Annotated in this window: 27 protein-coding genes and 1 tRNA gene; 23 read left to right on the forward strand and 5 right to left on the reverse strand. The window is 37.7% G+C overall.

From position 1 onward, the window contains the following. Positions 1–69 precede the first annotated feature (69 nt). Genes steA through T323_RS0120355 form a run of 4 tightly spaced genes read left to right on the forward strand, consistent with a single transcriptional unit; the run spans position 70 to position 3,116 of the window. Entirely contained in the window at positions 70–1,197 is a 1,128-nt protein-coding gene (gene steA / locus T323_RS27245) for a putative cytokinetic ring protein SteA (protein WP_051556638.1), read from the forward strand. Between the two features lie 5 nt (positions 1,198–1,202). Next, a complete protein-coding gene (locus T323_RS0120345; RefSeq protein ID WP_026674931.1) occupies positions 1,203–1,667 on the forward strand; it encodes a hypothetical protein in 465 nt (154 codons plus the stop codon). Next, entirely contained in the window at positions 1,654–2,319 is a 666-nt protein-coding gene (locus T323_RS0120350) for a glycosyltransferase family 2 protein (protein WP_026674932.1), read from the forward strand. The genes T323_RS0120345 and T323_RS0120350 overlap by 14 nt, the downstream gene beginning before the upstream one ends. Next, positions 2,316–3,116 carry a hypothetical protein gene (locus tag T323_RS0120355; RefSeq protein WP_026674933.1) on the forward strand — a complete coding sequence of 267 codons (801 nt, stop codon included), beginning with the start codon at positions 2,316–2,318 and terminating at the stop codon, positions 3,114–3,116. Before T323_RS0120350 ends, T323_RS0120355 begins: the two co-directional genes overlap by 4 nt. Positions 3,117–3,405: 289 nt before the next feature. Here the strand turns inward: T323_RS0120355 and gdhA are convergent, their stop codons facing one another. Continuing rightward, positions 3,406–4,791 carry an NADP-specific glutamate dehydrogenase gene (gene gdhA / locus T323_RS0120360; protein WP_026674934.1) on the reverse strand — a complete coding sequence of 462 codons (1,386 nt, stop codon included), beginning with the start codon at positions 4,789–4,791 and terminating at the stop codon, positions 3,406–3,408. Between the two features lie 236 nt (positions 4,792–5,027). Next, entirely contained in the window at positions 5,028–5,174 is a 147-nt protein-coding gene (locus T323_RS28965; protein ID WP_156942489.1) for a hypothetical protein, read from the reverse strand. Positions 5,175–5,388: 214 nt separating this feature from the next. Here T323_RS28965 and gltC point away from each other — a divergent pair, with 214 nt between their 5' ends. Further along, positions 5,389–6,294, forward strand: coding sequence for a glutamate biosynthesis transcriptional regulator GltC (gene gltC, locus T323_RS0120370; protein ID WP_026674935.1), 906 nt, complete (start codon positions 5,389–5,391; stop codon positions 6,292–6,294). A 69-nt stretch (positions 6,295–6,363) separates the two neighbouring features. On the opposite strand, the gene T323_RS0120375 is transcribed toward gltC, so the two are convergent. After that, the gene (locus T323_RS0120375) at positions 6,364–6,606 is read right to left on the reverse strand and encodes a DUF2627 domain-containing protein (protein ID WP_026674936.1); all 243 of its coding nucleotides are present in this window, start codon (positions 6,604–6,606) and stop codon (positions 6,364–6,366) included. Positions 6,607–6,744: 138 nt separating this feature from the next. On the opposite strand from T323_RS0120375, the gene T323_RS0120380 reads away from it, so the two are divergent. From T323_RS0120380 to T323_RS0120425, 10 genes are all read left to right on the forward strand, one after another. After that, positions 6,745–8,781: a sigma-54 interaction domain-containing protein gene (locus tag T323_RS0120380; protein WP_026674937.1), complete on the forward strand. Its 2,037-nt coding sequence runs from the start codon at positions 6,745–6,747 to the stop codon at positions 8,779–8,781. A gap of 150 nt (positions 8,782–8,931) precedes the next feature. Further along, a complete protein-coding gene (gene yqiS, locus T323_RS0120385) occupies positions 8,932–9,840 on the forward strand; it encodes a phosphate butyryltransferase (RefSeq protein WP_026674938.1) in 909 nt (302 codons plus the stop codon). A 23-nt stretch (positions 9,841–9,863) separates the two neighbouring features. Continuing rightward, entirely contained in the window at positions 9,864–10,958 is a 1,095-nt protein-coding gene (gene bcd, locus T323_RS0120390) for a branched-chain amino acid dehydrogenase (RefSeq protein WP_026674939.1), read from the forward strand. A 5-nt stretch (positions 10,959–10,963) separates the two neighbouring features. Further along, entirely contained in the window at positions 10,964–12,049 is a 1,086-nt protein-coding gene (gene buk, locus T323_RS0120395) for a butyrate kinase (RefSeq protein ID WP_035179389.1), read from the forward strand. 73 nt (positions 12,050–12,122) lie between these two features. Beyond that, positions 12,123–13,544, forward strand: a complete 1,422-nt coding sequence (gene lpdA / locus T323_RS0120400) for a dihydrolipoyl dehydrogenase (protein ID WP_026674941.1) — start codon at positions 12,123–12,125, stop codon at positions 13,542–13,544. Between the two features lie 84 nt (positions 13,545–13,628). Next, positions 13,629–14,582, forward strand: coding sequence for a thiamine pyrophosphate-dependent dehydrogenase E1 component subunit alpha (locus T323_RS0120405; protein ID WP_156942503.1), 954 nt, complete (start codon positions 13,629–13,631; stop codon positions 14,580–14,582). Beyond that, the gene (locus tag T323_RS0120410; protein WP_026674943.1) at positions 14,582–15,565 is read left to right on the forward strand and encodes an alpha-ketoacid dehydrogenase subunit beta; all 984 of its coding nucleotides are present in this window, start codon (positions 14,582–14,584) and stop codon (positions 15,563–15,565) included. The genes T323_RS0120405 and T323_RS0120410 overlap by 1 nt, the downstream gene beginning before the upstream one ends. An 18-nt stretch (positions 15,566–15,583) precedes the next feature. After that, positions 15,584–16,858, forward strand: a complete 1,275-nt coding sequence (locus T323_RS0120415; RefSeq protein ID WP_026674944.1) for a dihydrolipoamide acetyltransferase family protein — start codon at positions 15,584–15,586, stop codon at positions 16,856–16,858. Positions 16,859–16,923: 65 nt separating this feature from the next. Next, positions 16,924–17,361, forward strand: a complete 438-nt coding sequence (locus T323_RS0120420) for a hypothetical protein (RefSeq protein WP_026674945.1) — start codon at positions 16,924–16,926, stop codon at positions 17,359–17,361. A 249-nt stretch (positions 17,362–17,610) separates the two neighbouring features. Next, positions 17,611–18,702, forward strand: coding sequence for a metal ABC transporter solute-binding protein, Zn/Mn family (locus T323_RS0120425; protein WP_026674946.1), 1,092 nt, complete (start codon positions 17,611–17,613; stop codon positions 18,700–18,702). Positions 18,703–19,010: 308 nt separating this feature from the next. Here T323_RS0120425 and T323_RS28970 read toward each other — a convergent pair whose 3' ends face one another. Further along, entirely contained in the window at positions 19,011–19,148 is a 138-nt protein-coding gene (locus tag T323_RS28970) for a hypothetical protein (RefSeq protein WP_156942490.1), read from the reverse strand. A gap of 210 nt (positions 19,149–19,358) precedes the next feature. Between T323_RS28970 and T323_RS0120440 the strand changes: the two genes are divergently transcribed. From T323_RS0120440 to T323_RS0120460, 5 genes are all read left to right on the forward strand, one after another. After that, complete coding sequence (locus T323_RS0120440; protein WP_026674947.1) at positions 19,359–19,781, forward strand: BrxA/BrxB family bacilliredoxin; 423 nt, start codon at positions 19,359–19,361, stop codon at positions 19,779–19,781. Positions 19,782–19,919: 138 nt separating this feature from the next. After that, complete coding sequence (locus T323_RS0120445; protein WP_026674948.1) at positions 19,920–20,279, forward strand: hypothetical protein; 360 nt, start codon at positions 19,920–19,922, stop codon at positions 20,277–20,279. A gap of 79 nt (positions 20,280–20,358) precedes the next feature. Beyond that, positions 20,359–20,433 (forward strand) — tRNA-Arg (locus tag T323_RS0120450). 98 nt (positions 20,434–20,531) lie between these two features. After that, on the forward strand, positions 20,532–21,497 hold the full coding sequence (locus tag T323_RS0120455; protein ID WP_035179393.1) for an aromatic acid exporter family protein: 966 nt from the start codon (positions 20,532–20,534) through the stop codon (positions 21,495–21,497). Positions 21,498–21,564: 67 nt separating this feature from the next. Further along, positions 21,565–22,086 carry a L,D-transpeptidase gene (locus tag T323_RS0120460; RefSeq protein ID WP_051556639.1) on the forward strand — a complete coding sequence of 174 codons (522 nt, stop codon included), beginning with the start codon at positions 21,565–21,567 and terminating at the stop codon, positions 22,084–22,086. A 25-nt stretch (positions 22,087–22,111) separates the two neighbouring features. Here T323_RS0120460 and prli42 read toward each other — a convergent pair whose 3' ends face one another. Further along, positions 22,112–22,207: a stressosome-associated protein Prli42 gene (gene prli42, locus T323_RS28975; protein WP_156942491.1), complete on the reverse strand. Its 96-nt coding sequence runs from the start codon at positions 22,205–22,207 to the stop codon at positions 22,112–22,114. A gap of 119 nt (positions 22,208–22,326) precedes the next feature. Here prli42 and mce point away from each other — a divergent pair, with 119 nt between their 5' ends. From mce to T323_RS0120480, 3 genes are all read left to right on the forward strand, one after another. Beyond that, positions 22,327–22,740 carry a methylmalonyl-CoA epimerase gene (mce, locus tag T323_RS0120470; protein ID WP_245613753.1) on the forward strand — a complete coding sequence of 138 codons (414 nt, stop codon included), beginning with the start codon at positions 22,327–22,329 and terminating at the stop codon, positions 22,738–22,740. Between the two features lie 73 nt (positions 22,741–22,813). After that, positions 22,814–23,932, forward strand: a complete 1,119-nt coding sequence (locus T323_RS0120475; protein ID WP_026674952.1) for a M20/M25/M40 family metallo-hydrolase — start codon at positions 22,814–22,816, stop codon at positions 23,930–23,932. 188 nt (positions 23,933–24,120) lie between these two features. After that, a complete protein-coding gene (locus tag T323_RS0120480) occupies positions 24,121–24,609 on the forward strand; it encodes a MarR family winged helix-turn-helix transcriptional regulator (protein ID WP_035179396.1) in 489 nt (162 codons plus the stop codon). Positions 24,610–24,649 lie beyond the last annotated feature (40 nt).

A 24,649-nucleotide genomic window follows, 5' to 3' on the forward strand; every position in this document is an offset into this window, starting at 1 on the left:
TTCAGGAATCTATTTTTGAAGAATGCTCATACTAACGTAAGAACAATTGGAAGAGGGAGTTTGAGGACTTTGGACGTTTTTATTGCTGAAACCGCGTATGAGCATAAGCGAACGAAAGAGCTACTGAAAACACTTCCGAAAAGAAAAGTGGCGATTTTACATCATCGTGATATTGATTCGGTTGCTGTAGACGGGTTAAAACAAAAGCAAGTAAAAGCGATTTTAAATTTTGAGTCATCCATGAGTGGCGATTATGTACACCAAGGCGTTATTCAATTACTTCAAGCGAATATCCCTGTTTATGACGTTGTCGTAATGGAGATGGACAATGAGTGCCTTCATGGGATGAAAGTTAAAATTAGGGACGAGAAGCTTTTTGTTTGGAAAGAAAATCGATGGGTGTTTATCGCATCCTTATTTCGGTATACATTCGAACGATGTGGAAAAATCATCGAAAAAGCACAGGCCAATTTCCCATCGACATTTAAAAGTTTTGCAGCTAACTCCTTTGAATATGGAGAAAAAGAATTAAATGAATTTTTAGTTGAACCTCAAATACCTACTTGTTTACAAAAAATAAACGGACAAGAAGTATTAATCGTAACAAGAGGCCAAGAGTATGAAGCTGATTTAAAGGTAGCGAAAAGATGGATTAAACAAAAAAAAGTCGTCATTATCGCTGTTGATGGTGGTGCAGATGGCTTAGTCAATATCGGGCTTAGACCTGATTTCATTATTGGTGATATGGATTCAGTCAGTGAAGCGGCGTTAAAATCGGGTGCAACTTTGATTGCCCATAGTTATAAAAATGGACAATCTCCTGGAAAGGAAAGAATTGAAAAATTAGGTTTACAAGCTGAGACGATAGATTTTATCGGGACAAGTGAAGATATTGCGATTATGTATTCTTATTGGGCAAAAGCAAAGCTCATTTTTATCGTTGGAAGCCATACATCGATGACCGATTATTTAGAGAAAGGTCGTCCTGGAATGGGATCAAGTCTACTCGTTCGGATGAATGCAGGTCATAAAATTGTTGACCTTAAAGGAATACATCAATTACTTGACCATTCTTCGGCTTGGTTTACACCCCAAGTGAGTTCCATCGCAGTAACGGCAAGTGTTCTTGCCATTGCTACACAATCGTCTAAATTTTTTGCATTGCTTTCGATACTTTTTTATTGGATAGGAGGTTAAGTAACATGACTAAACTCCATTTTAAATCTTTTATCCTCATTGCTTTTATTTTTACTGCTGGATTTGTATTTGGTCTTTTATTAGATAAAGAGTGGTTGTCAGAACAAGAAAACGCGTATGTATCGAAAATTAAAGCAGAAAACCAAATGCTACACTATGAACGTGAACATTGGTTGACCTTTATCGGAGAGCAACTACAAGCGATTCCAGTTTATGTGGCATCAGAAGAAAAGGATGATCGTCATCTCCAGCAATTATTTCAGCAAATTGGGGTAGAGCCTTTGCAGTTAGAACCGTTAGAATCACTATTTGCTCAAGAAGGAATTGTAGTTTCTATTGGGCATGAAGTTACCGAATATGAATTTCCACATTTAGTGCTCGATACTGTCCCTGATGAGCATCCGGATATTTTTCAATTTTATCTTTCGTTACTAAAATTAAAAGGAGAGACAATTCATGATGAAAATTAGTGTTGTCGTACCAGCTTATAACGAAGCGGATATCATTGAAGAGACATTATTAACATTAAGAAAACAATCGTGGGTTCACGAAATTATTACTGTAAACGATGGAAGTACGGATGCAACAGGAGAACTTTGTGCGAATTTAAGTAATATCGCCATTCAATTGGAACGAAACAGAGGAAAAGGTGAGGCGCTACAAATCGGCTGGGAGCAAGCAAGTGGTGACATTATTGTTTGTTTAGATGCGGATTTAGGTGAATCGGTCAAAGAGGCACAACCATTAATTGAACCGTTTGAGTCGGACTTTATTGATGTCGTCATCGGACGATTACCACAACAAAAGGTGAGAGGGTTAGGATTTGTTAAAGAGCGAGCAAAACGATTGATTTATAAAAAGACGGGTCATTGGATTAGCGCACCACTTTCTGGCCAGCGCGCATTTCGAAAAAAATGGTTAGCAACGTTAATGAAAAATCAATATCAAGGATACGGTATAGAAACTGCAATGCTTCTGGATTTATTAGAAGCAGGTGCAACAGTCATTGAAGTCGATACATTTATTACTCATCGGGCAACAGGAAAAAATCTCGCTGGATTTCTTCATCGTGGCAAGCAGTGGTTAGAGTTAGAAAAGTCCGTATGGAGAGGGTTAGAATGACTGGTGCCCTAATTTTATTATTGCCGATAATTGCGTATGCAAGTGCGATTCTTTTTTTGCAATGTGGTTGGTTTACTTTTAATTATGAACACAAAAAAATCCCATATAGTTTAGGGGTATTAGTTGTTTTTTGTTTGCTCGGCTTTCTCCTTGCTTTTCAAAGGGAAACGACCGTATTAACCACGATGAGTGTTATTTATATTTTTGGAGTGTGGTTTATCGGACTTATTGATGATATATTTGGTGCGAAAAAAACAAAAGGATTAAAAGGACATTTTCTTCATTTTATCCGACAGGGAAAAGTGAGCACAGGGTTACTCAAAGTCGGGGGGACGGTGAGTTTAGCCTTCGTTTATTTGCTCACATTACAACCACAAAGTCTAGAGGAATGGGTGAGGACAGGGATTATTCTGATTCTTACGCCACATATTATGAATTTATTTGATACTAGGCCGCTTCGCGTGTGGAAAATAACCTTCGTTTATAGTTTATTTTTTGTCGGGGTCTTTGCGGCGATGCCATTTACTTTTTATTTGTACTTATTAACTTATTTTTTTGTCCATTATGTGCTCGAAGGTCATAAAGTTGCGATGCTAGGGGATAATGGAGCAACCGCACTTGGGGCAATTCTAGCGGTATTAACTGTTTCATACGCACCAATTCAATATCAATGGTATGTGATCTTATTATTTTTTACATTAACCCTTTTGGCTGAAAAAGTTTCCTTTTCACACTGGATCGAACAATCTCCGCTCCTTCGTAAGATTGATAGTTGGGGTGTATACTCGTCAAAATAATGAAAGCTTGCACTTGTACGTGGTGCATCGGTTGAATGGATGTTCTTTCGGACATTTGTTCCGCTATTTTAGTAAAAAGTTTTGTTTTTCAATGGCTAATGGACATCTGTTCCGGTACATTAGAAAAATAGGTGTTTTGCGCTCTCGCTTTGGTCAAATTACGGAACAGGTGTCCGAAAAAATGAAAACCTGCTTGATTTTCTTGTAATAACGGAACAAATGTCTGTAACATGATTGAGTGACTGTCTAATTAATAAAGAACCCCACTTTGAAGTGGGGGGTTCTTCGATTATATAACACCTTGTGCAAGCATAGCATCGGCTACTTTGACAAAACCTGCGATGTTAGCTCCTACAACAAGATTATTAGGGGCGTTGTATTCGTTTGCTGCAGTGACACACTCTTTATAAATGGTTTTCATAATTTCTTCTAATTTTTGATCGACTTCCTCAAATGACCATGAAAGTCTTGCGCTATTTTGCGCCATTTCGAGTGCGGATACGGAAACTCCTCCTGCATTGGCTGCTTTGGCAGGTCCGAACAAAATATTGTTTTCTTGGAACACATCGATCGCTTCAAGCGTAGAAGGCATATTTGCACCTTCGCCAATCGCTTTCACCCCATTTGCAACAAGGATTTTTGCTGAAATTTCATCAATTTCATTTTGAGTCGCACAAGGAAGAGCGATGTCACATGGAATCGACCAAATTCCTTGGCAACCTTCGAAAAATTCTGCGCTTGGCTTTCGATTTGCATATTCTGAGATTCGTTCGTGCTCAACTTCTTTAAGTTGTTTGACTAAAGAAAGGTCAATTCCATCTCTATCGTAAATATAACCACTAGAGTCACTACAAGCAACAACGGTTGCTCCTAATTGTGTCGCTTTCTCAATTGCATAGATGGATACATTTCCAGAACCTGAAACAACAACAGTTTTTCCAGAGAAGGTTAAGTCTTGATCTTTCAACATCTCGTTTACGAAATAAACGGTACCATAACCGGTCGCTTCTTTTCGAGCCAAGCTCCCGCCATAACCAATTCCTTTGCCTGTTAGTACACCTGCTTCAAAGCCACCACGATATTTTTTATATTGACCAAATAAATAGCCAATTTCTCTTGCGCCAACACCGATATCACCAGCAGGAACATCTACATCAGGGCCAATATATTTGCTAAGCTCACTCATGAAACTTTGCGTGAAACGCATAATTTCTCCGTCAGATTTTCCTTTCGGATCAAAATCTGATCCACCTTTACCGCCACCGATTGGTTGTCCTGTTAAGGCATTTTTAAAGATTTGCTCAAATCCTAAAAACTTTATAATACTTGCATTTACTGAAGGGTGAAAACGTAAACCACCTTTATATGGTCCGATTGCGCTATTGTATTGAACGCGAAAACCTCGGTTAACTTTTACTTGACCTGAATCATCTACCCACGGCACTCGAAATGAAATCAAGCGTTCAGGTTCAACAATTCTTTCAAGAATCCCTAGTTTCATGTACGTAGGGTTTTTTTCGATTACTGGAATGAGTGAATGGAGTACTTCTTTTACAGCTTGATGAAATTCTGGCTCATTCGGATTTCTTTTTTGTACCTCCTCGAAAATAAACTGTACGTATTGATTTGCTCCTGTTTCTTGCTGATTCTCTTTTTTTATATCTAGCGTTGGCATAGTTTCCTCCTTGAATGTATTTTTATGAATAATCTATGAATATTCTTAAAATTGTTTAAATAATTTGTTATTTTGTATTTTATTATTTACAGCTAATCTACAACAATACAAAAAATAGATGATTCTAATGCCAAAATGATATTAGTAAGACAGGACAAGGTGTTTATATGAAAAAAAGAGATTGTTATTTTTTTGTGTCCTTGTAATAAAACAAAAAAATGGGGGGGTACCCCATTTTAATGTCTTAATTTTGGATTGTACTTTTTATTGACAGCGGCGATTTTTTTCTCTAATAAGATTTCGGATAGCTCAGGTTTCACATATTCCTCGTATAGCACTTTCCTTTGCCAGTTTTTCCATTCTTTTGTTTCTTTTTCTGTCATATTGAATATACTCCTTTCAAATTTAGAACGAAATATTATGAATATTCAGTATTTTGTTAACGCGTTGATGTATGAGCGAAACTATGAAAGACACATTATAGTAGCAATTGCAAAAACAATGATTTAGCTGTATTTTATAATTAGTGATTAATCTAATCAATATAAATAAACGATAATATTAATATCGAAATTAGATAAGAATAGAGGGAACCGTTTGGAAATTAGACAATTGAAATATTTTATTGAGGTGGCTAAACGTGAGCATATGACAGAAGCTGCAGACGTATTGCATGTCGCTCAATCTGCAGTGAGTAGGCAAATTAGTAATTTAGAAGCTGAGCTTGGTGTAAGTTTATTCATTCGACAGGGGAGAAAGGTACGCCTCACTCCAATTGGTAGAATGTTCTTAGATAGAACAATTCAAGCGATGAAAATGTTAGATAATGCAACAAGAGAAGTTAAAGAGCAACTAGACCCTAGTCGTGGAACAATCCGAGTATCTTTTCCGATTAGTTTAGCAGCTTACATTATTCCAACAGCTATTTCCGCTTTCCGAGAGCAGTATCCTGAAGCGAAGTTTCAATTAAAGCAAGCTACCTATCATGAATTAATCGACCTTGTATTAGATGGTGACTATAATATGGCTATTTTAGGACCAGTTCCAGAGCATGACGAACGACTATATGGTCATGTGTTATTTACGGAAAAAATGGTTGCTTTAGTTCCTATTAATCATCATTTAGCGAGAGAACCTGTCTTAAAATTGAAACAATTAAAAGGAGAATCTTTTATTCTTTTACCTGAAAAGATGAAATTAAGAGAAATGATTACGTCGGCTTGTCGAGAACAAGGGTTTAATCCGAATGTGGCATTCGAAGGGGATGATGTCGACGCTTTGAAAGGCTTAGTTTCTGCAGGACTAGGCATTTCTGTACTACCTGATAGTACGGTGTTAGAGAATTTTCCTAGAGCAACAGTGAAGATTCCGATTGTTGACCCCGTTGTTCCTCGAACAGTTGGTATTATTACTGCAAAAGATCGAAAGCTACTTCCGACAGAAGAATTGTTTTTTGCCTTTTTAAAAACATTTTTTAGTAAATGGTCTGCTTCCTACTCTTAAAGATAGAAGCGAATTGAAAATAAAGAAAAGCGCGCAGAACTGTGGAGTTCTACGCGCTTATAATTGTTTTTATGTTCTTTTCTTTAAATATTTTGGTGCTACTTTTCCGTTCTTTTTGTCACGGTAAAAGATAAATCCCCCAACAAAAGCAACCCCACCAATTAGCAGAAGGAAGCCGATTATAAATTGTAACCCGAGGGAGGGGAAGGGAGAGATAAGTGTTTGGAACACGGTTTCACGCATTAGTTTTATACCATAGCCTGCTAGAATAGCGGGAATCACCATTATTGTTAACGCAATAAATCGTTGCAAGATCAAAACCCTTTCTACACATCGTGATATAGATATTTTACCTGATTAAGATACAATCTGTCCAAGACAACAGTTGCAAGTTTGTGACATTTGCGTAATAGTGGAAACAGAAGTTGGGTTCCTAAAGGGGGAATTTGCATGAAAAATATAATTATTATTGGAGCAGGGAAAGGTGGATCTGCGCTTTTAGATTTGTTAGTAGAAGCTGAAGAGCTTCATGTCGTAGGAGTCTCAGATGTTGATGAACAAGCAGAAGGGATGGTCCTTGCTCGGAAACTAGGAATTAACACGACAACAGAATGGAAAAAGCTACTGACTCCGAAAATTGATGTTGTGTTAGAGGCTACTGGTGATAAACGATTATTAAAACAATTAAAAGCTGAAATACATAAACATACGACCATTATTCCAAGCTCGGTTGCGAGTTTGTTGTTTACATTAATGAATGAAAAAGAAAAGCTCATTTCTGATTTGAAAAAATCAGCATCGATTCAATCGACAATATTAAACTCAACCGAAGATGGCATGATTGCTATTGATACAAAATGTAATGTGACATTATTTAATCAGGCAGCTGAAAAAATATCCGGTGTCAAAGCGGCTGATGCATTAGGAGAACAAATAGAGGAAGTCCTTCCTTCCAGTCGGCTTCCTTCCATCATTTCTACTAATAAGGAAGAAAGAAATAAAAATCAAATTCTGGAAAATGGGGCTAATATCATTACAACAAGAGTGCCGTTAAAAAATGAAAATCAAATGGTAGGTGCATTAGCTGTATTTAAAGATGTGACTGAAATTGAAAAAATGGCGGAAGAAGTCACAAACTTAAAGAGTATTCAAACGATGTTAGAGGCTATTATTCAATCAACCGATGATGCGATATCGGTTGTAGATGAAAATGGAAACGGGCTAATGATCAATCGAGCATATACAAGATTAACCGGATTGCAGCCAGAAGAAGTGATTGGAAAACCGGCAACAGCAGATATTTCTGAAGGCGAAAGTATGCATATGTACGTATTGCAAACAAGAAAACCAGTTCGTGGAGTTCGATTAAAGGTTGGGCCTCATCGTCGTGATGTCGTTGTTAATGTCGCACCCGTGATTGTTGATGGACAATTAAAAGGGAGTATTGCAATCGTTCATGATATGTCGGAAATGAAAAAGCTCACTGACCAATTAGAAAGAGCGAAGCAACGCATTCGCACGTTAGAAGCGAAATATACGTTTGATGATATTATTGGACAATCCGAGGAAATGAAGTTGGCCATTCAACAAGCAAAATTAGCTGCGTCAACCCCAGCAACAATTTTACTAAGAGGAGAATCAGGAACAGGAAAAGAGTTATTTGCCCATGCCATTCATAATGAAAGCGAACGAAAATATAGTCCGTTTATTCGAGTGAATTGTGCGGCTTTGTCGGAAAGTCTATTAGAAAGTGAGCTCTTTGGTTATGAGGAAGGAGCCTTTTCAGGTGCAAAACGCGGAGGCAAACGCGGGTTGTTTGAGGAGGCGCATAAAGGAAGTATATTTTTAGATGAAATTGGAGAGTTGGCTGTAGGAACACAAGCGAAATTACTTCGAGTATTACAAGAAAATGAAATTGTACGTGTAGGTGGGACTAAAGCGATATCCATTGATGTTCGCGTTATTTGTGCGACGAATGTAAACCTTGAAAAAGCGATTAGTGATAAGACTTTTAGAGAAGACTTGTACTATCGAATTAATAAAATGCCCATTTACATATCGCCTTTACGTGAAAGAAAGGGAGATATTCCAATGCTGGCTGATCGTTTGTTAAAAAAATTAAATCAAGATTACGGTAGAAATGTAGAAAAAATTGCAGATGAGGTCATGATATTATTAAAGAAGCATAATTGGCCAGGAAATGTTCGTGAACTTGAAAATGTTATTGGACGAGCATTAATTTATATGAACTATAGCGACGATGAAATTTTGACATTGCCAGATTTTCATCAAAATGGAAATAAACAAGAACGGTCAGTAAAAGTAGAGCAACAAACCGGTTCTTTATCTTCTTTAGTGGAGCAATTTGAAAAACAAGTGATTCAGGAAACTCTTGATTCATGTCAGGGCAACAAAACAGCAACGGCGAAAAAGTTGCAATTATCGATTCGGAATTTATATTATAAAATGGAAAAATACAAACTATGATAAAATGAGCATGCAAAATATTGCTCACCACGCAATTTTTTGCATGGATGTCATCATGGAATTAAGACGAATTTGTGGATTTTTTACTCTTTTGAAAAGTTGGCACAATACTTGCAATAAGAAAGTAGTGAGGCAGAAAGAAGGTTTGACATGAGACTTAGAAATTTACTTCACAAAAATGAGGGAACTCCTTCCTTTTCTGTTGCAATTGCTGCAGCTGATAATGATGATATGTTTTCGGTTGTGAAAGATGCGTTACAGTACAACTTAGCTTCCTTTTGTTTGTTTGGAAATGAAGAGAAATTAACAAGTTTACAACAGCACTATAAATTGCCTGATGAACAAATTCGATTTTTTCCGACCAAAGAAGAAAAAGAAAGTGCACATGAAGCGGTGAAGCTCATTCATGAAGGTGGGGCTTCGATATTAATGAAAGGGCATGTTCCTTCGTCGGTTTTATTAAAGGCCGCATTGCACCCAGAGTATGGATTGCGAACAGGGAAAGTTTTATCTCATGTAGCGGTATTTGATGTCCCGACATATAACCGTCCGCTATTTTTAACCGATTCAGCTATGAATGTAACACCTTCACTAGAGGAAAAAGTCGGAATTATTGAAAATGCAGTGTCAGTCGCAAGAACAATGGGATTGCCTTTACCAAAAGTTGCTCCGATTGCTGCTGTTGAAGTTGTAAATCCGAAAATGCCTTCAACAGTGGACGCAGCGCTATTGACGCAAATGAACAGAAGAAATCAAATTAAGCATTGTCTTATTGACGGACCGCTCGCATTAGATAATGCCATTTCAATCGAGGCAGCAGAGCGCAAAGGGATTCAAAGTGATGTGGGAGGAAGAGCGGATATTTTACTCGTACCAAATGTAGAGATGGGAAACACGCTCTACAAAAGTCTAGTTTATTTTGCCAAAGCAGAAGTTGGGGGTTTTATTACGGGTGGCAAAGTTCCAATAGTTCTCACATCAAGAACAGATACAAAACAAAATAAATTATATTCATTGGCATTAGCCCTTCATGTAATGAAAAATCAAACAAGAAGTTAATGTCGATAGGAGGAAAAGAAAGAATGGAACTTTTTAAGTACATGGAAACATATGATTACGAGCAAGTTGTTGTTTGTCAAGACAAAGCATCAGGACTAAAGGCGATTATTGCAATTCATGACACGACATTAGGGCCTGCTTTAGGTGGGACGAGAATGTGGATGTATGAAAGTGAAGAAGCGGCGTTTGAAGATGCCCTTCGCTTAGCTAAAGGAATGACATACAAAAACGCAGCGGCCGGTTTAAATTTAGGTGGAGGAAAAACGGTCATAATTGGAGACCCTCGAAAAGATAAAAACGAAGCGATGTTCCGTGCATTTGGTCGGTATATTCAAGGTTTAAACGGTCGTTATATTACAGCTGAAGATGTCGGGACTACAGTAGAAGATATGGACACGATTCATGAGGAAACAAAGTATGTAACTGGGATTTCACCTGCCTTTGGTTCGTCTGGAAATCCATCCCCTGTTACAGCGTACGGTGTATACGTTGGGATGAAAGCAGCAGCTAAAGAAGCGTTCGGTAGTGATATGTTAGAAGGGAAAATTGTAGCTGTCCAAGGTGTCGGAAATGTGGCATTTAATTTATGTAAACATCTACACGAAGAAGGCGCAAAACTTATCGTAACAGATATTAATAAGGAAGCTGTCCAAAAAGCAGTGGATGCTTTTGGTGCTAAAGCGGTTGATGTAAGTGCAATATATGAACAAGAGTGTGATATTTTTGCTCCTTGTGCCCTAGGTGCCATTATTAATGATGATACAATTCCAAAATTAAAAGCAAAAGTAATTGCTGGTGCTGCAAATAATCAGTTGAAAGAAAATCGTCATGGTGACATGCTGACTGAATTAGGCATTGTATATGCTCCGGATTATGTAATTAATGCTGGTGGAGTCATTAATGTAGCAGATGAGCTTTATGGATATAATCGTGATCGTGCAATGAAAAAAGTAGAAAACATTTATTCTACTATTGAGAAAGTATTTGAAATCTCCAAAAGAGATCAAATTCCAACGTATGTTGCAGCAGATCGTCTTGCTGAAGAACGAATTGAAACAATGAGAATGTCGCGAAAATCATTTTTACAAAATGGAAATCACGTACTAAACAAAAGGTAATAGACATGAATAGTGATATTCAATTACTTGTTATCAATCCAGGGTCAACTACTACAAAAGTAGCTTATTTTAATCATGTTATATGCCAGGAAGTTAAGACAATTACTCATTCTGTTGAAGAGCTTGAGCAACATTCGACCGTATTGAACCAGCAACAAATTCGTTACGAAGCGATTCTAGCGTTTCTTCGTGAAAATAACATTAAACTGTCACAACTTCATGCGATTGTTGCACGGGGTGGGTTAATTAAACCCATTCCTAGTGGAACATATGAAGTGAACAACGAGCTATTAAAAGATGCAAGGGAAGGGCTTCATGGTTGGCATGCTTCAAATTTTGGAGCATTGCTAGCTTATGAACTCGCAAAACAAGTAAACATTCCGGCGTTTATCGTCGATCCTGTCGTGGTCGATGAAATGGAACCGGTTTCAAAAGTGTCGGGGTTAAAAGGAATCGAGAGAAAAAGTATCTTTCATGCCTTAAACCAAAAAGCTGTTGCGAAAAAAATCGCAAAATCTTGGAATAGACCGTATGAAAGTCTGAGTGTCATTGTGGCTCATCTTGGTGGAGGAATTACGGTGGGAGCCCATAAGCTAGGGAAAGTCATCGATGTGAATAATGGCTTATATGGAGAAGGACCATTTTCTCCAGAGAGAACGGGAACACTCCCAGTAGGAGATTTAGTAGACCTATGCTACAATTATAATAAGGACCAGGTACTAAAGTTTTTAGCTGGTGCAGGAGGCCTTGTTAGTTATGTAGAAACAAATAATGGGGTCGAAATCGAAAATAGAATTCAAGCGGGAGACGAAGAAGCACAATTTTACTTAGAAGCGATGGGCTATCAAGTAGCGAAAGAAATTGGAGCGGCTAGTGTCAGTTTAGCTGGTCACGTCGATGCCATTATTATCACGGGTGGATTAGCTCATAGTGAGCGATTAGTTGAAACGATAACAAAACGAGTGAAATGGATTAGTAAAGTTGTTGTTTCACCTGGTGAAGATGAAATGATGGCCTTGGCAGAAGGTGCTAGTCGCGTTTTACTAAAAGAAGAAAAGGCCAAACATTATCCCTCTGGAACTCCATTATAACAGGTAAATGGAATGCAATATGAGAGATGAGAGAGAAGGATTTGAAAGAGAACGAATAAAAGGAGGGACTCGTATGACTAAAGAATATGATCTGGTCATAGTAGGAGCTGGTACTGGTGGGTATGTTGCTGCGATCCGAGCAAGTCAGTTAGGGTTAAGTGTCGCTGTCGTTGAAAAGGACAAATTAGGTGGTACTTGCTTACACAAAGGTTGTATCCCATCAAAGGCATTACTTAGAAGTGCAGAAGTTTTTTCAACTGCGAAAAGGTCTGAAGATTTTGGTGTGAAAACATCCGAAGTTACACTTGATTTTATTAAGGTTCAAGAACGCAAACAAGCAATCATTGATCAATTACATAAAGGTGTTCAACACTTGATGAAAAAAGGGAAGATTGATGTCTATGACGGAATTGGTAGGATTTTAGGACCGTCCATTTTTTCTCCTACGCCAGGAACCATTTCTGTTGAAATGAGTAATGGGGATGAAAATCAAATGCTTTTACCAAAAAATGTCCTCGTTGCTACAGGCTCTAGACCACGTCTTTTGCCAGGAATCGAACCAGACGGAAAACAAGTGTTAACGAGTGAAGAAGCTCTTGGGCTCACAGAACTCCCACAATCTATTATCATAGTAGGCGGCGGAGTCATTGGGATGGAATGGGCGTCTATGTTATCAGATTTTGGTGTTAATGTAACTGTGCTAGAGTATGGGGACCGCATTTTACCAACAGAGGATAAAGAAATTTCAAGAGAGCTTACTCGAGTGTTAAAGAAACGCGGTGTCACTATTGTCACGAGTGCAAAAGTGTTATCTGAAACATTAGAGAAAGGTGATGATGTGACCATTCAAGTGGAACATAAAGGTGAGAAAAAAGAGTTTTCTGCACAAGCGTTATTAATTTCTGTTGGAAGAGTCGCAAATGTAGAAGGTATTGGACTTGAAAATACGGATATTGAAGTGAAAAACGGGGTCATTGCAACAAATGAGTTTTACCAAACGAAAGAATCTCATATCTATGCCATCGGTGATGTCATTGGGGGAATGCAGCTTGCTCACGTTGCTTCTCATGAAGGGATTATTGCCGTTGAACATATGACAGGCCATAAGCCCGATCCGCTCGATTATATGACTGTTTCTAAATGTGTGTACACCCACCCAGAGGTAGCAAGTATTGGTTTGACAGAAGAAGAAGCTAAAGAAAAAGGATTTGCGGTAAAGACAGGGAAATTTTCGTTTAAAGGAATTGGGAAGGCTCTTGTATATGGAGAATCAGATGGATTTGCTAAGTTTGTAGTGAACGAAACGAATGATGACTTGTTAGGTGTTCATTTAATTGGTCCGCACGTAACAGACATGATTTCAGAAGCTGCCATAGCGAAAGTGCTAGATGCTGCGAATTGGGAAGTAGCTCATACGATTCATCCACATCCAACGTTATCAGAAGTTCTTGGGGAAGCTGCGCTTGCCGTAGATGGAAAAGCGATTCATTCATAATTCTTTATTTTAAAAAGGAGGAGTTTTACATTGACAGAGAACCGTCACGAACGTTTAGGTTTATCAGATGATGCCGTCTTGCACATGTATGAAGTTATGTTACTTTCTCGCCGTATTGATGAAAGAATGTGGTTGTTAAACCGTGCGGGGAAAATTCCATTTGTTATTTCTTGCCAAGGTCAAGAAGCAGCTCAAGTAGGGGCTGCATTTGCTCTTGATAAAACAAAAGACTATGTATTGCCATATTACCGTGATATGGGGGTTGTCCTCACTTTTGGTATGACTGCTAAAGATCTTATGCTCTCAGGGTTTGCGAAAGCCGAAGATCCGAATTCAGGTGGACGTCAAATGCCAGGTCATTTTGGGCAAAAGAAAAATAGAATTGTGACAGGCTCTTCTCCAGTTACAACTCAAGTGCCTCATGCTGTTGGAATTGCCTTAGCTGGAAAAATGAAAGGCGAAGATTTTATAACGTTTACGACGTTTGGTGAAGGTTCTTCAAATCAAGGAGATTTCCATGAGGGAGCTAACTTTGCGGGTGTCCATAAATTACCGGTCATTTTTATGTGTGAAAATAATAAATATGCCATTTCGGTTCCGATTGAAAAACAATTAGCTTGTGAAAATGTATCGGACCGTGCGATTGGCTATGGAATGCCTGGGGTTACTGTTGATGGAAATGATCCACTGGCAGTATATGAGGCAGTTAAAGCAGCGGCAGACCGTGCAAGAAAAGGAGAAGGTCCTTCATTAATTGAAACGATCTCTTATCGACTGACGCCACATTCAAGTGATGATGATGACCGTGCGTATCGTTCGCAAGAAGAAGTAGCAGAAGCGAAAAAGAAAGATTCATTACTAACGTTTGCTGTTTATTTAAAAGAACTTGGTGTATTAACAGAACAGATTGAAAATGACTTAAATGAAAAGATTAAAAAATTGGTTGATGAAGCAACGGAATATGCAGAACAAGCACCATATGCTCCAGCAGACCATTTGTATAACTATGTGTACGAAGAAGAAGGAGGGAATGCATAATGGCGGTGATTTCATATATAGAAGCTGTTACCCAAGCGCTTCGTGAGGAAATGGAACGGGATGAAAATGTATTTGTGCTTGGAGAAGATGTAGGAGCGCGCGGAGGAGTATTCCGCGCGACAGCAGGGTTATATGAGAAATTTGGAGAGCAACGTGTTCTTGATACACCTTTAGCGGAATCTGCTATTGTTGGTGTTGGTGTTGGTGCAGCGATGTATGGAATGCGCCCTGTTGCAGAAATCCAGTTTGCTGATTTCATTATGCCGGCGGTAAACCAAATTGTAAGTGAGGCCGCAAGAATTCGTTATCGTTCGAATAACGATTGGTTTTGTCCGATGACAATAAGAGCTCCATATGGTGGTGGTGTCCATGGTGCTTTATACCATTCACAATCAGTGGAAGCGATGTTTGCTTCTGTTCCAGGATTAAAAATTGTCATGCCTTCTACGCCATATGATGTAAAAGGGTTGCTTAAAGCAGCGATTCGCGACAATGACCCTGTGTTGTTTTTCGAGCATAAACGTGCGTACCGATTGATTAAAGGAGAAGTACCAGAGGAAGAGTATGTATTACCAATTGGAAAAGCGGATGTGAAGCGAGAAGGAGAAGATATTACGGTTATTACGTATGGTCTTGCAGTACATTTTGCCCTTCAAGCTGCTGAAAAGTTAGAGAAAGATGGAATTTCTGCCCATGTCCTTGACTTACGAACAGTATATCCATTAGATAAAGAGGCGATTGTCGAAGCGGCAAAGAAAACCGGTAAAGTGTTACTTGTCACAGAAGATAATAAAGAAGGTAGTATTATGGGAGAAGTAGCAGCGATTATTGCCGAAGAATGTTTGTTTGATTTAGATGCACCAATTCAACGTTTAGCTGGACCAGATGTTCCGGCAATGCCGTATGCACCTACAATGGAAAAGCACTTTATGATTAACCCTGATAAAGTTGAACAAGCGATGAGAAATTTAGCTGAATTTTAATAGGAGAAAGGAGGTCAAATGATGGCAACTGAAATTACAATGCCACAACTTGGTGAAAGTGTAACGGAAGGTACAATTAGTAAATGGCTTGTTTCACCTGGTGATAAAGTCAACAAATATGACCCGATTGCTGAAGTGATGACAGATAAAGTGAATGCTGAAATTCCATCTTCTTATACGGGCGTGATTAAAGAGCTTGTCGTTGGAGAAGATGAAACTGTGGAAGTAGGCAAAGTCATTTGTTTGATGGAAGTAGAAGGTCAAGAACAACAACAAAAGGGACCTGAAAATACAAGTCCTAAAGAGCAAGTTCAACAAGAGCAACAAGATGACTCTGCTAAAATGAGATATTCACCAGCTGTACTTAAACTATCACAAGAACATAATATCAACCTTTCCCAAGTACACGGAAGTGGAAAAGGCGGACGAATTACAAGAAAAGACATTTTAGCTATCGTTGAAAAAGGTGGACAACAACCAAGTCCAGCTCCAACACCAGCAAAAGTTGAAGAACCACAAACAACAACAACGGAAGTGAAGGTGGACCGCAAATCAACTGCGCAAGCACAACCTGTTTATACTCAACAAGCTGGAGATATCGAAATTCCAGTGTCGGGAGTTCGCAAAGCGATTGCTGAAAATTTAGTAAGAAGTAAACATGAAGCACCACATGCATGGATGATGGTGGAAGTGGATGTCACTAAATTAGTGCAATATCGAAACGAGCAAAAAGCGAAGTTCAAAGCGACAGAAGGAATTACCTTAACATTTTTACCTTTCTTTATTAAAGCTACGGTTGAAGCGTTAAAAGAATTTCCACAAATCAACGCGATGTGGGCAGGAGATAAAATCATCCAGAAAAAAGATGTAAACATATCGATTGCAGTGGCGACTGATGATGCGTTATTTGTTCCTGTTATTAAACAAGCCGATCAAAAATCGATTACTGGCTTAGCGACAGACATTCATAATCTTGCTCAAAAAGTCCGAACAGGAAAAATGACAAGTGCGGAAATGCAAGGTGGGACATTTACAGTCAATAATACAGGCTCATTTGGTTCTGTTTTATCGACACCAATCATAAATCACCCACAAGCAGCTATTTTATCGATTGAGTCCATTGTGAAGCGACCAGTCATTGTAGAAAATGACATGATTGCGATTCGTAGCATGGTTAATTTATGTTTATCTCTCGACCATCGTGTCTTAGACGGATTAATTTGCGGACGATTCTTAGCGCGTATAAAAGAAAAATTAGAAGGATTCTCACCAGAACATACTTCCCTTTATTAGAGACATGCAAATGCATGTTTCTTTTTTTTGTAATGGGACATGATAAAAACAGGAAGGTGATTGAAATGAAAAAACATATAAAAATAATCATCATCGTTTTTGTTTTGTTAATGGTGACCGTTCCCTCTGTTTCTGCGACAGAAGAAAGTAATACAAAAGAAGAAAAACAAAAGCATGAGATGATTGAATTACACATTCACATGTATTATCAATTATTAACAGAAAAATACGCACCAAATGAAGTGGTAAAGTGGGATGAAATTCGAAAAGAGCGACTGTTAATAAAGAAAAAAATATCAGAAGCTCGAAAAAGAGGAGAAGATGTAGAGTGGGATTATGATAATGATGAGTGGATTCAAACACATAAGCAATTACAGGAAGAGTTTTATCAAGCTGTAAAAAAATATGATGAAGATGAATTGCGCCGCATTATACCACTGTTAATTGAACAAGAAAAAATATTGAATGATTGGTATAAAAAACAATTAAAAACACTAGAATAAAAAGAATGAGCCAAAAAGTTTGTTCAACTTTTTGGTTTTTTGAATATTAAGAAAATTTTTTGGTGTAGCAGCGAAGCTTTGAAAGCTATTTCAAGAAGAGCGAAGGCTCCGTACTTCGCTTGAAAGAAAAGACGCTCCGCGTTTTTCTTATGTCTGTGAAGAGAATAGTAATAGATTGTTTACAAATCGGAACTGTTACGATATAATTAATAACCGTGGAAAACGTAATGATTACGAAAGGGGATTATCATGAAACAAAAATGGATCTTACTCACTGTTTTTCTATTTCTATTAACTAGTTTAGTAGCCTGTGGAAATGCAGTAGAGCAAGAAGAAGCTACGTCAGGTGAAGTGACACCTGTAGAAGAGGAAGTAACAGAGGACGTTGTTGAAGAGGAAATTGAACGGCTGAAAGTTTATACAACACTATATCCGCTACAATATTTTGCTGAGCAAATTGGAGGAGAGTTCGTGGAAGTGACGAATATCATTCCAATAGGTGCAGATGCCCATACATATGAACCAACAGCTAAAACAATGATAGATATTGCTGAAGGGGATTTGTTTATTTATAATGGGGCAGGAATGGAAGCATTTGCTGAGACGTTAATTGAATCACTGTCATCAGAAAATACCCAAATTGTAAAAGCGGTTGAAGGTATTGAATTACAAGACTATGACCATGATCATTCGCATGGTGACCACGAACATGCACATGAAGAGGATGAGCATAGCCATGATGGGCACGAACATGCACATGGAGAAGATGAGCATAGCCATGATGACCATGCCCATGAGGAAGATGATCATGATCATCACCATGGAGACGAAGATCCGCATGTATGGTTAGATCCGATTTTATCGATCCAACTCGCTGAAAATATTAAAACAGCATTGACAGAACAGTCACCAGAAAATGCCGATTTCTTTCAAGAAAACTTTGAAGCAATTCAATCTCAATTAGAGCAGTTAGATGAAGAATTTAAACAAATGGTTGAAGAAGTAGAAAAGGATACATTTATCGTTTCCCATGCAGGTTATGGATACTGGGAGCATCGTTACGGTATTCATCAAATTGGAATTTCTGGATTATCTCCGACAAACGAGCCTTCGCAAAAACAAATTGAAGAAATTATCCATATTGCCGAAGACTATGATATTAGCCACATTGCATTTGAACAAAATATATCTAACCGTGTAGCCGAAGTTGTTCAAAGTGAAGTTGGTGCAGATGCGGTTTATATTCATAACCTTGAAGTTTTAACGGATAAAGATGAAGGTGAAGACTATTTTAGTTTAATGAGAAAAAACATAGAAGCGCTTCGTACGATTCTTCAATAATTGAGTCTGTAGGTGAGCCATCATGCAAATGCATGGAAGTGCACACCTTTGCCTTATCCTTCGGGCGTATGTTCCGCTATTTTGGGAAGAAGTAATGTTCCTCGCCGGCTATCGGACATTTGTTCCGTTATTGGAGTGAAAACAGAGAAGTGTTGTTGCTTTTTTGGGCGATTAGCGGAACGTATGTCCGATAGAATTTAAAAATATGCTAGTTTACATGATATAGCGGAATAAATGTCTACGATATGAGTAGATGACAAAAAGACCGCCCTCATATAAATAGGGGGCGGTCTTTTAAGTAATATGAGTTACATATCAACTTGTTCATTCATGTCAACAGGTTCTTCCATCTCGCCCCCGTCGATTCCTTCAGCGTCCCCACAAGCACCTAATATACTCACCGTTAATAATGTAGCAAATACAGTAGCAAAAAACTTTTTCGTCATAGTAACGCCTCCTGTTTTAATTTTGTGTTGCTTATAACACATATACCCGGATCCCCTCTGTAAAAACAAAATGAACAGAGTTTACAAGGTTTCTCATTGTTTTCAACATTTTTTTAATACTTTTGAGACAGTCTAAGACGAAATGGTTGGTAACATGATAAAGAAAGGTTACAATAGAACATATAACGAGATTCAAGGAGTGAAGGGATAATGGATTTTAACTTTTTTATAAACGATGTCGTTCAACAAGCAAGAAAAGATATGGACAATGCAGGTTATGAGCAATTAACGACTCCAGAAGATGTTGACCGTGCATTAAAAGCAGATGGGACAACATTAGTTATGATTAATTCAGTATGTGGATGTGCGGGTGGTATTGCTCGTCCGGCTGCTGCGTATATGGCCAATTATGATAAAAAGCCAGATCGTTTTGTTACTGTATTTGCTGGGCAAGATAAAGAGGCAACGGCTAGAGCTCGTGAATATTTTACAGGGTATGCACCGTCTTCTCCGTCTTTTGCTTTATTGAAAGATGGAGAAATCAAGATGATGGTTGAGCGATATGAAATTGAAGGGCATGAGCCGATCCAAGTCGTTCAAAAACTTGAAAAAGCATTTGAAGAATACTGTTAAAACTGAACGTCTCTATTGGAAAATTCCATTAGAGGCGTTTGTTATAATAGCTTATCCATTAAACTTCTTATAAGTAGTTTCCATTCGAGGCAAGATAATGCTATAATATGTCAGGAATAAAAAAAGGAAGGTGTCACAATGGAAGCTTTATATGAAGAACTTCAAGGGTACTTAAATATGGATGAGGAAATTTCCTTTGAAGAATTTTCAGCGTTTTATAAGAGAATATTAGCTGAGTTACCCGATAAACATGAAAGTTTTTCTGAAGATGAATTATGGAAAGCGTTATTCATCGTCGAAAATGTCATGTCCAATTCAGATGCACGAGCAAAAGAGACAAAAGGCTCCGAGTCTAAAAAATATGTAAAAATGGCACAGCGATTACAACTATGGTCTAAAAACTTTGCCGGGCGCCTCCATGGGTTAGGATATACAGATGAAGAAGTAAATGCCCGTTTCGATGCTATGTTTGAAGAAGGCCCTGTTAATTCTAAGTAATGAAACAATAAGGAGCCCTATTAAGGTTCCTTATTGACTTTTGGTTTTTTATGTTGTATTATAATATTTGTCTTAACGAGCGCCTATGGTGAAATGGATATCATACGAGATTTCGGCTCTCGCGTTCTGGGTTCGAATCCTAGTAGGCGCGCCAATTACATAAACATTCAGACTCTTGGTATATTCAAGAGTCTTTTTTTGTGTTTAAATTTACAAAGAAGCAATTTCGTTAAGGAAAAAGGAAGTGAATCTATGATGGGTAAAAAAATACCGTTTACGATAGGCTATCGAACAGCAAAAACCGCGATTGGAACAGGTGTAGCGATTGGAATTGCACAACTATTACAACTAGATTTTTATGTATCCGCTGGTATCCTTACAATTCTTTGTATTTCGATAACACGGAAACAATCGTTTGTTGTGTCGTGGGAACGATTTAAAGCTTGTATCATTGGGATGGCGTTTGCTATATTATTATTTGAAACTATAGGGTACCATCCTATTTCTATAATCATTCTTATGTTATTATTTATCCCTGTTGCCGTAAAGGCAAAAGCGAAAGAAGGGATTGTGACAAGTTCTGTTATTATCCTTCATTTGTATACGTTAGAAATGGTAAGTGTTGCGATTATTGTCAATGAACTTCTTTTAATTATAATTGGAATAGGCGTTGCATTGCTCATGAATTTATATATGCCGAGCGTGGAAAAAGACTTGCGGAATTATCAAGACGTAATTGAAGTGAATTTTAAAATCATCTTAAAAGAAATTGCACAGCATTTACAAAAGGATCAGCATTTATGGGATGGAAAGGAAGTAACCGAAACGTATACTGCAATCCAAACCGGAAAAGACCTCGCTTTAAAAAATATCGAGAATCACGTGTTGCGATATGAAGATCAGTACTACCATTATTTTAAAATGCGAGAAAAACAATTTGAAATCATTGAAAGAATTTTGCCATTTGTTTCTTCATTAGACGAAAAAGTTGTACAATCTCATAAATTAGCCTTATATTTAGAGCGTTTAAGTAAAGGGGTAACCCCGAACTATAGAGGCCCAAAATTTTTAGAAGACCTTCATCAAATGAGAGATGAGTTTCAAACAATGCCGTTACCCCAAACGAGAGAAGAGTTTGAAACAAGGTCTGCACTGCTTTATATTATGCATGAATTAGAACAGTACTTATTAATTAAACAGTCGTTAATGCACAAGTAAAAGAAGAATAATTAAGGATGAATAAGAAATAATAAGGGAAAAGAGCTTTCATTAGGAGGGCTTTCCAATGTTTCGGTTATTTCTTATTTCGTTATGTTTTGCAGTTGCTTCACCAATATGGCCGATTGGTCAAAATCCGATAGTCGGTGACCCGTTTATTATCGTTAACAAAATGACAAATGAACTTGCTTATATTCAAGATGGAGAAATACAAAAAGTCTACTCTGTTGCAACTGGAAAAACAGAAGAGCTAACCCCAGAAGGAACATTTACGATTGTAGTAAAAGCGGTAAATCCTTATTATCGAAAAAAGAATATCGAAGGGGGGTCTAATGAAAACCCCCTAGGGTCTCGTTGGATAGGGTTTGATGCGTTGGATACGGATGGAAGGACGTATGGGGTGCATGGGACAAATCGACCTTCTTCGATTGGAAGTTATGTTACGGCAGGTTGCATTCGGCTACAAAATAAAGATGTGGAAACATTGTTTGACGAGGTGCCTTTAGGGACTAAAATTACGATTATAAATAGCATGGAAACATTTGAACATGTTGGTAATCAGCATGGAGCACTAAAAAAACGGAAGTGACGTACACTTCCGTTTTCCTCCGCTTTTATAAGATAAACATAGCAGCTCCAGAAAAGATACCTCCAACTACTAGCGTCACTATCATAATATAAATAATTAATTTTTGATATTTTCTTGGCATGTATATGACCTCCTAATACAATACTCTCTTTATTTTATCGTTATTTTGCTAGAAGGACAAGAGGGAATAAAAGGTGAAGCACGAATATGTTATAAGAAGGAAGATAGGAGGTCAATAAAATGTCAAAATCAATCCCTAAAAAAATAGACCATATTGGGATAGCTGTGAAATCTATTCAAGACTCGTTAGCTTTTTATACTGAAGTTTTACAAATGGAATTACTTGCGATTGAAGAAGTGAATTCTCAAAAGGTGAAGGTCGCCTTTTTGCAAGTTGGGGAGTCGAAAATTGAGTTACTGGAACCTTTAAGTGAGGACAGTCCAATTGCCACTTTTATAAAAAAACGTGGTGAAGGAATTCATCATGTGGCATTTGGGGTTTCTTCTATAGAAGATAGAATTCAAGAAATTAAAATAAAAGGTGTAGTTATGATTCATAATGAGCCTGTGCCAGGTGCTGGTGGAGCTCAAGTAGCATTTTTGCATCCAAAATCAGCTCATGGGGTATTATATGAATTTTGTGAGAAGAAATAGGGCTTTTTGCTTGTAATGTGCTGTATGAAAGGGTATTTTAAATGAAGAGAGTAATAAGATGGAGGATATACATATGATTAATGAACAACGATTAGTGGACGAGTTTATCCAACTTGTTCAAATTGATTCTGAAACAAAGCATGAAGGAAAAATCGCACTTCGTTTAAAAGCATTATTTTCTGAATTAGGTGTCGAAGTCATTGAAGATGACACAACAAAGATTACAGGTCATGGCGCTGGAAATCTAATCTGTACGTTAGAAGGGACAAAAGAAGGAGCAGACCCTATCTATTTTACATCCCATATGGATACGGTTGTTCCTGGTAATAATGTAAAACCATCCATTTCAGATGGTTATATTGTGACAGATGGGACAACAATATTAGGGGCAGATGATAAAGCAGGGATTGCAGCAATGCTTGAAGCGATAAAAGTGTTAAAAGAACAAAACATTGAGCATGGGACAATTCAGTTTATTATTACAGTTGGTGAAGAATCAGGGTTAGTGGGAGCAAAGGCGTTAGACCCATCGTTCTTGAAAGCAAAATATGGCTTTGCTTTAGATAGTGATGGTCCTGTTGGGAATATTATTGTCGCTGCACCTACTCAAGCGAAAGTGAATACGATTGTACACGGGAAAACAGCCCATGCCGGTGTAGCTCCTGAAAAAGGAATTTCAGCCATCACCGTAGCGGCGAAAGCGATTTCGAAAATGCCATTAGGGCGTATTGATGAAGAAACAACAGCCAATATCGGTCGCTTTGAAGGGGGGACACAAACAAATATCGTTTGTGATTATGTTGAGATTTTTGCAGAGGCAAGGTCACTACTCCCAGAAAAGATGAATAAACAAGTGGAAGCAATGAAAAACGCATTTGAAACAACAGCTAAGGAAATGGGAACAACAGCTGATGTTCATGTTGAAGTGATGTATCCAGGATTTAAATTAGGGGATGGAGATGAAGTTGTTGAGGTTGCCAAAAGAGCAATGGAATCAATCGGTCGCACGCCAAGATTACTAAAAAGTGGTGGTGGCAGTGATGCTAACATCATTTCTGGATTTAATATTCCAACGGTAAACTTAGGAGTGGGTTATGAAGAAATTCATACGAAAAACGAAAGAATGCCGATTCAAGAATTAGTAAAAGTATCGGAAGCGATTGTGGCGATTGTAAAAGAAGTGGCAAAATAAAAAAAATAAAACCGTCATAAGTAAAAAGTATGACGGTTTTATTTCTTTTTTGTTGTATAATAGTATTAAAGTATTGTTATACAAGAAAAAATATCCATAAAAAAGATATTTAGTAAAGAAATGTTTTGAAAAATCTTTTATTTATTATTATAGTAAAAATGTAACGTTATTGGAGAGGGATGAAGCACGTGGATAGTACTGTAACACATTTATTAATTAACCTGTTACGTGGTACGTATAAAGTGTTAGATGAAGATTGGCAAAAGTCAGCGCAAAAGATTGGCTTAACTCAATCTGAACAACATTTATTATGGATTGTCTATTTTGAGAAAAAAGCACCGATGTCAAGAATTGCTGAAGTTGGGTTATGGGACTTATCAACCGTTATGCAAGTAATTAAGCGCTTAAAGCATAAAGGGTTAGTTCAAACGATTAAAGATGAAAACGATCTTCGAGTTTCTTATGTTATGTTAACAGAAGAAGGCGAACAAAAACGTGTTCAATCAACAGAGTTTACGTATAAAATAACGGAGTATGTTATGAATTACTATAGTCAAAGCGAGGAAAACAAACAGTTTATTGAACAAATGGTTACATTCTATAAAGATTTAAATCAGCATTTTCATGGAAAAGAATTTATTAACTGGATAGAAAAAACGAAAAAGTCGGACCAATAGTTGCTTTACCTAGGCAGCTTCATCTTTCTAATCGATCAAA

It is taken from the genome of Alkalihalobacillus bogoriensis ATCC BAA-922, from assembly GCF_000621445.1.
Lineage (GTDB): Bacteria > Bacillota > Bacilli > Bacillales > Bacillaceae_F > Bacillus_AO > Bacillus_AO bogoriense.

Excerpts from the sequence above, each read along its gene's own strand:
- T323_RS0120345 (WP_026674931.1), top strand. The coding sequence starts at position 1,203 with ATGACTAAACTCCATTTTAAATCTTTTATCCTCATTGCTTTTATTTTT.
- T323_RS0120350 (WP_026674932.1), top strand. The coding sequence starts at position 1,654 with ATGATGAAAATTAGTGTTGTCGTACCAGCTTATAACGAAGCGGATATC.
- T323_RS0120355 (WP_026674933.1), top strand. The coding sequence starts at position 2,316 with ATGACTGGTGCCCTAATTTTATTATTGCCGATAATTGCGTATGCAAGT.
- gdhA (WP_026674934.1), bottom strand. The coding sequence starts at position 4,791 with ATGCCAACGCTAGATATAAAAAAAGAGAATCAGCAAGAAACAGGAGCA.
- T323_RS28965 (WP_156942489.1), bottom strand. The coding sequence starts at position 5,174 with ATGACAGAAAAAGAAACAAAAGAATGGAAAAACTGGCAAAGGAAAGTG.
- T323_RS0120380 (WP_026674937.1), top strand. The coding sequence starts at position 6,745 with ATGAAAAATATAATTATTATTGGAGCAGGGAAAGGTGGATCTGCGCTT.
- yqiS (WP_026674938.1), top strand. The coding sequence starts at position 8,932 with ATGAGACTTAGAAATTTACTTCACAAAAATGAGGGAACTCCTTCCTTT.
- bcd (WP_026674939.1), top strand. The coding sequence starts at position 9,864 with ATGGAACTTTTTAAGTACATGGAAACATATGATTACGAGCAAGTTGTT.
- buk (WP_035179389.1), top strand. The coding sequence starts at position 10,964 with ATGAATAGTGATATTCAATTACTTGTTATCAATCCAGGGTCAACTACT.
- lpdA (WP_026674941.1), top strand. The coding sequence starts at position 12,123 with ATGACTAAAGAATATGATCTGGTCATAGTAGGAGCTGGTACTGGTGGG.
- T323_RS0120405 (WP_156942503.1), top strand. The coding sequence starts at position 13,629 with ATGTATGAAGTTATGTTACTTTCTCGCCGTATTGATGAAAGAATGTGG.
- T323_RS0120410 (WP_026674943.1), top strand. The coding sequence starts at position 14,582 with ATGGCGGTGATTTCATATATAGAAGCTGTTACCCAAGCGCTTCGTGAG.
- T323_RS0120415 (WP_026674944.1), top strand. The coding sequence starts at position 15,584 with ATGATGGCAACTGAAATTACAATGCCACAACTTGGTGAAAGTGTAACG.
- T323_RS0120420 (WP_026674945.1), top strand. The coding sequence starts at position 16,924 with ATGAAAAAACATATAAAAATAATCATCATCGTTTTTGTTTTGTTAATG.
- T323_RS0120425 (WP_026674946.1), top strand. The coding sequence starts at position 17,611 with ATGAAACAAAAATGGATCTTACTCACTGTTTTTCTATTTCTATTAACT.
- T323_RS28970 (WP_156942490.1), bottom strand. The coding sequence starts at position 19,148 with ATGACGAAAAAGTTTTTTGCTACTGTATTTGCTACATTATTAACGGTG.
- T323_RS0120440 (WP_026674947.1), top strand. The coding sequence starts at position 19,359 with ATGGATTTTAACTTTTTTATAAACGATGTCGTTCAACAAGCAAGAAAA.
- T323_RS0120445 (WP_026674948.1), top strand. The coding sequence starts at position 19,920 with ATGGAAGCTTTATATGAAGAACTTCAAGGGTACTTAAATATGGATGAG.
- T323_RS0120455 (WP_035179393.1), top strand. The coding sequence starts at position 20,532 with ATGATGGGTAAAAAAATACCGTTTACGATAGGCTATCGAACAGCAAAA.
- T323_RS0120460 (WP_051556639.1), top strand. The coding sequence starts at position 21,565 with ATGTTTCGGTTATTTCTTATTTCGTTATGTTTTGCAGTTGCTTCACCA.
- prli42 (WP_156942491.1), bottom strand. The coding sequence starts at position 22,207 with ATGCCAAGAAAATATCAAAAATTAATTATTTATATTATGATAGTGACG.
- mce (WP_245613753.1), top strand. The coding sequence starts at position 22,327 with ATGTCAAAATCAATCCCTAAAAAAATAGACCATATTGGGATAGCTGTG.
- T323_RS0120475 (WP_026674952.1), top strand. The coding sequence starts at position 22,814 with ATGATTAATGAACAACGATTAGTGGACGAGTTTATCCAACTTGTTCAA.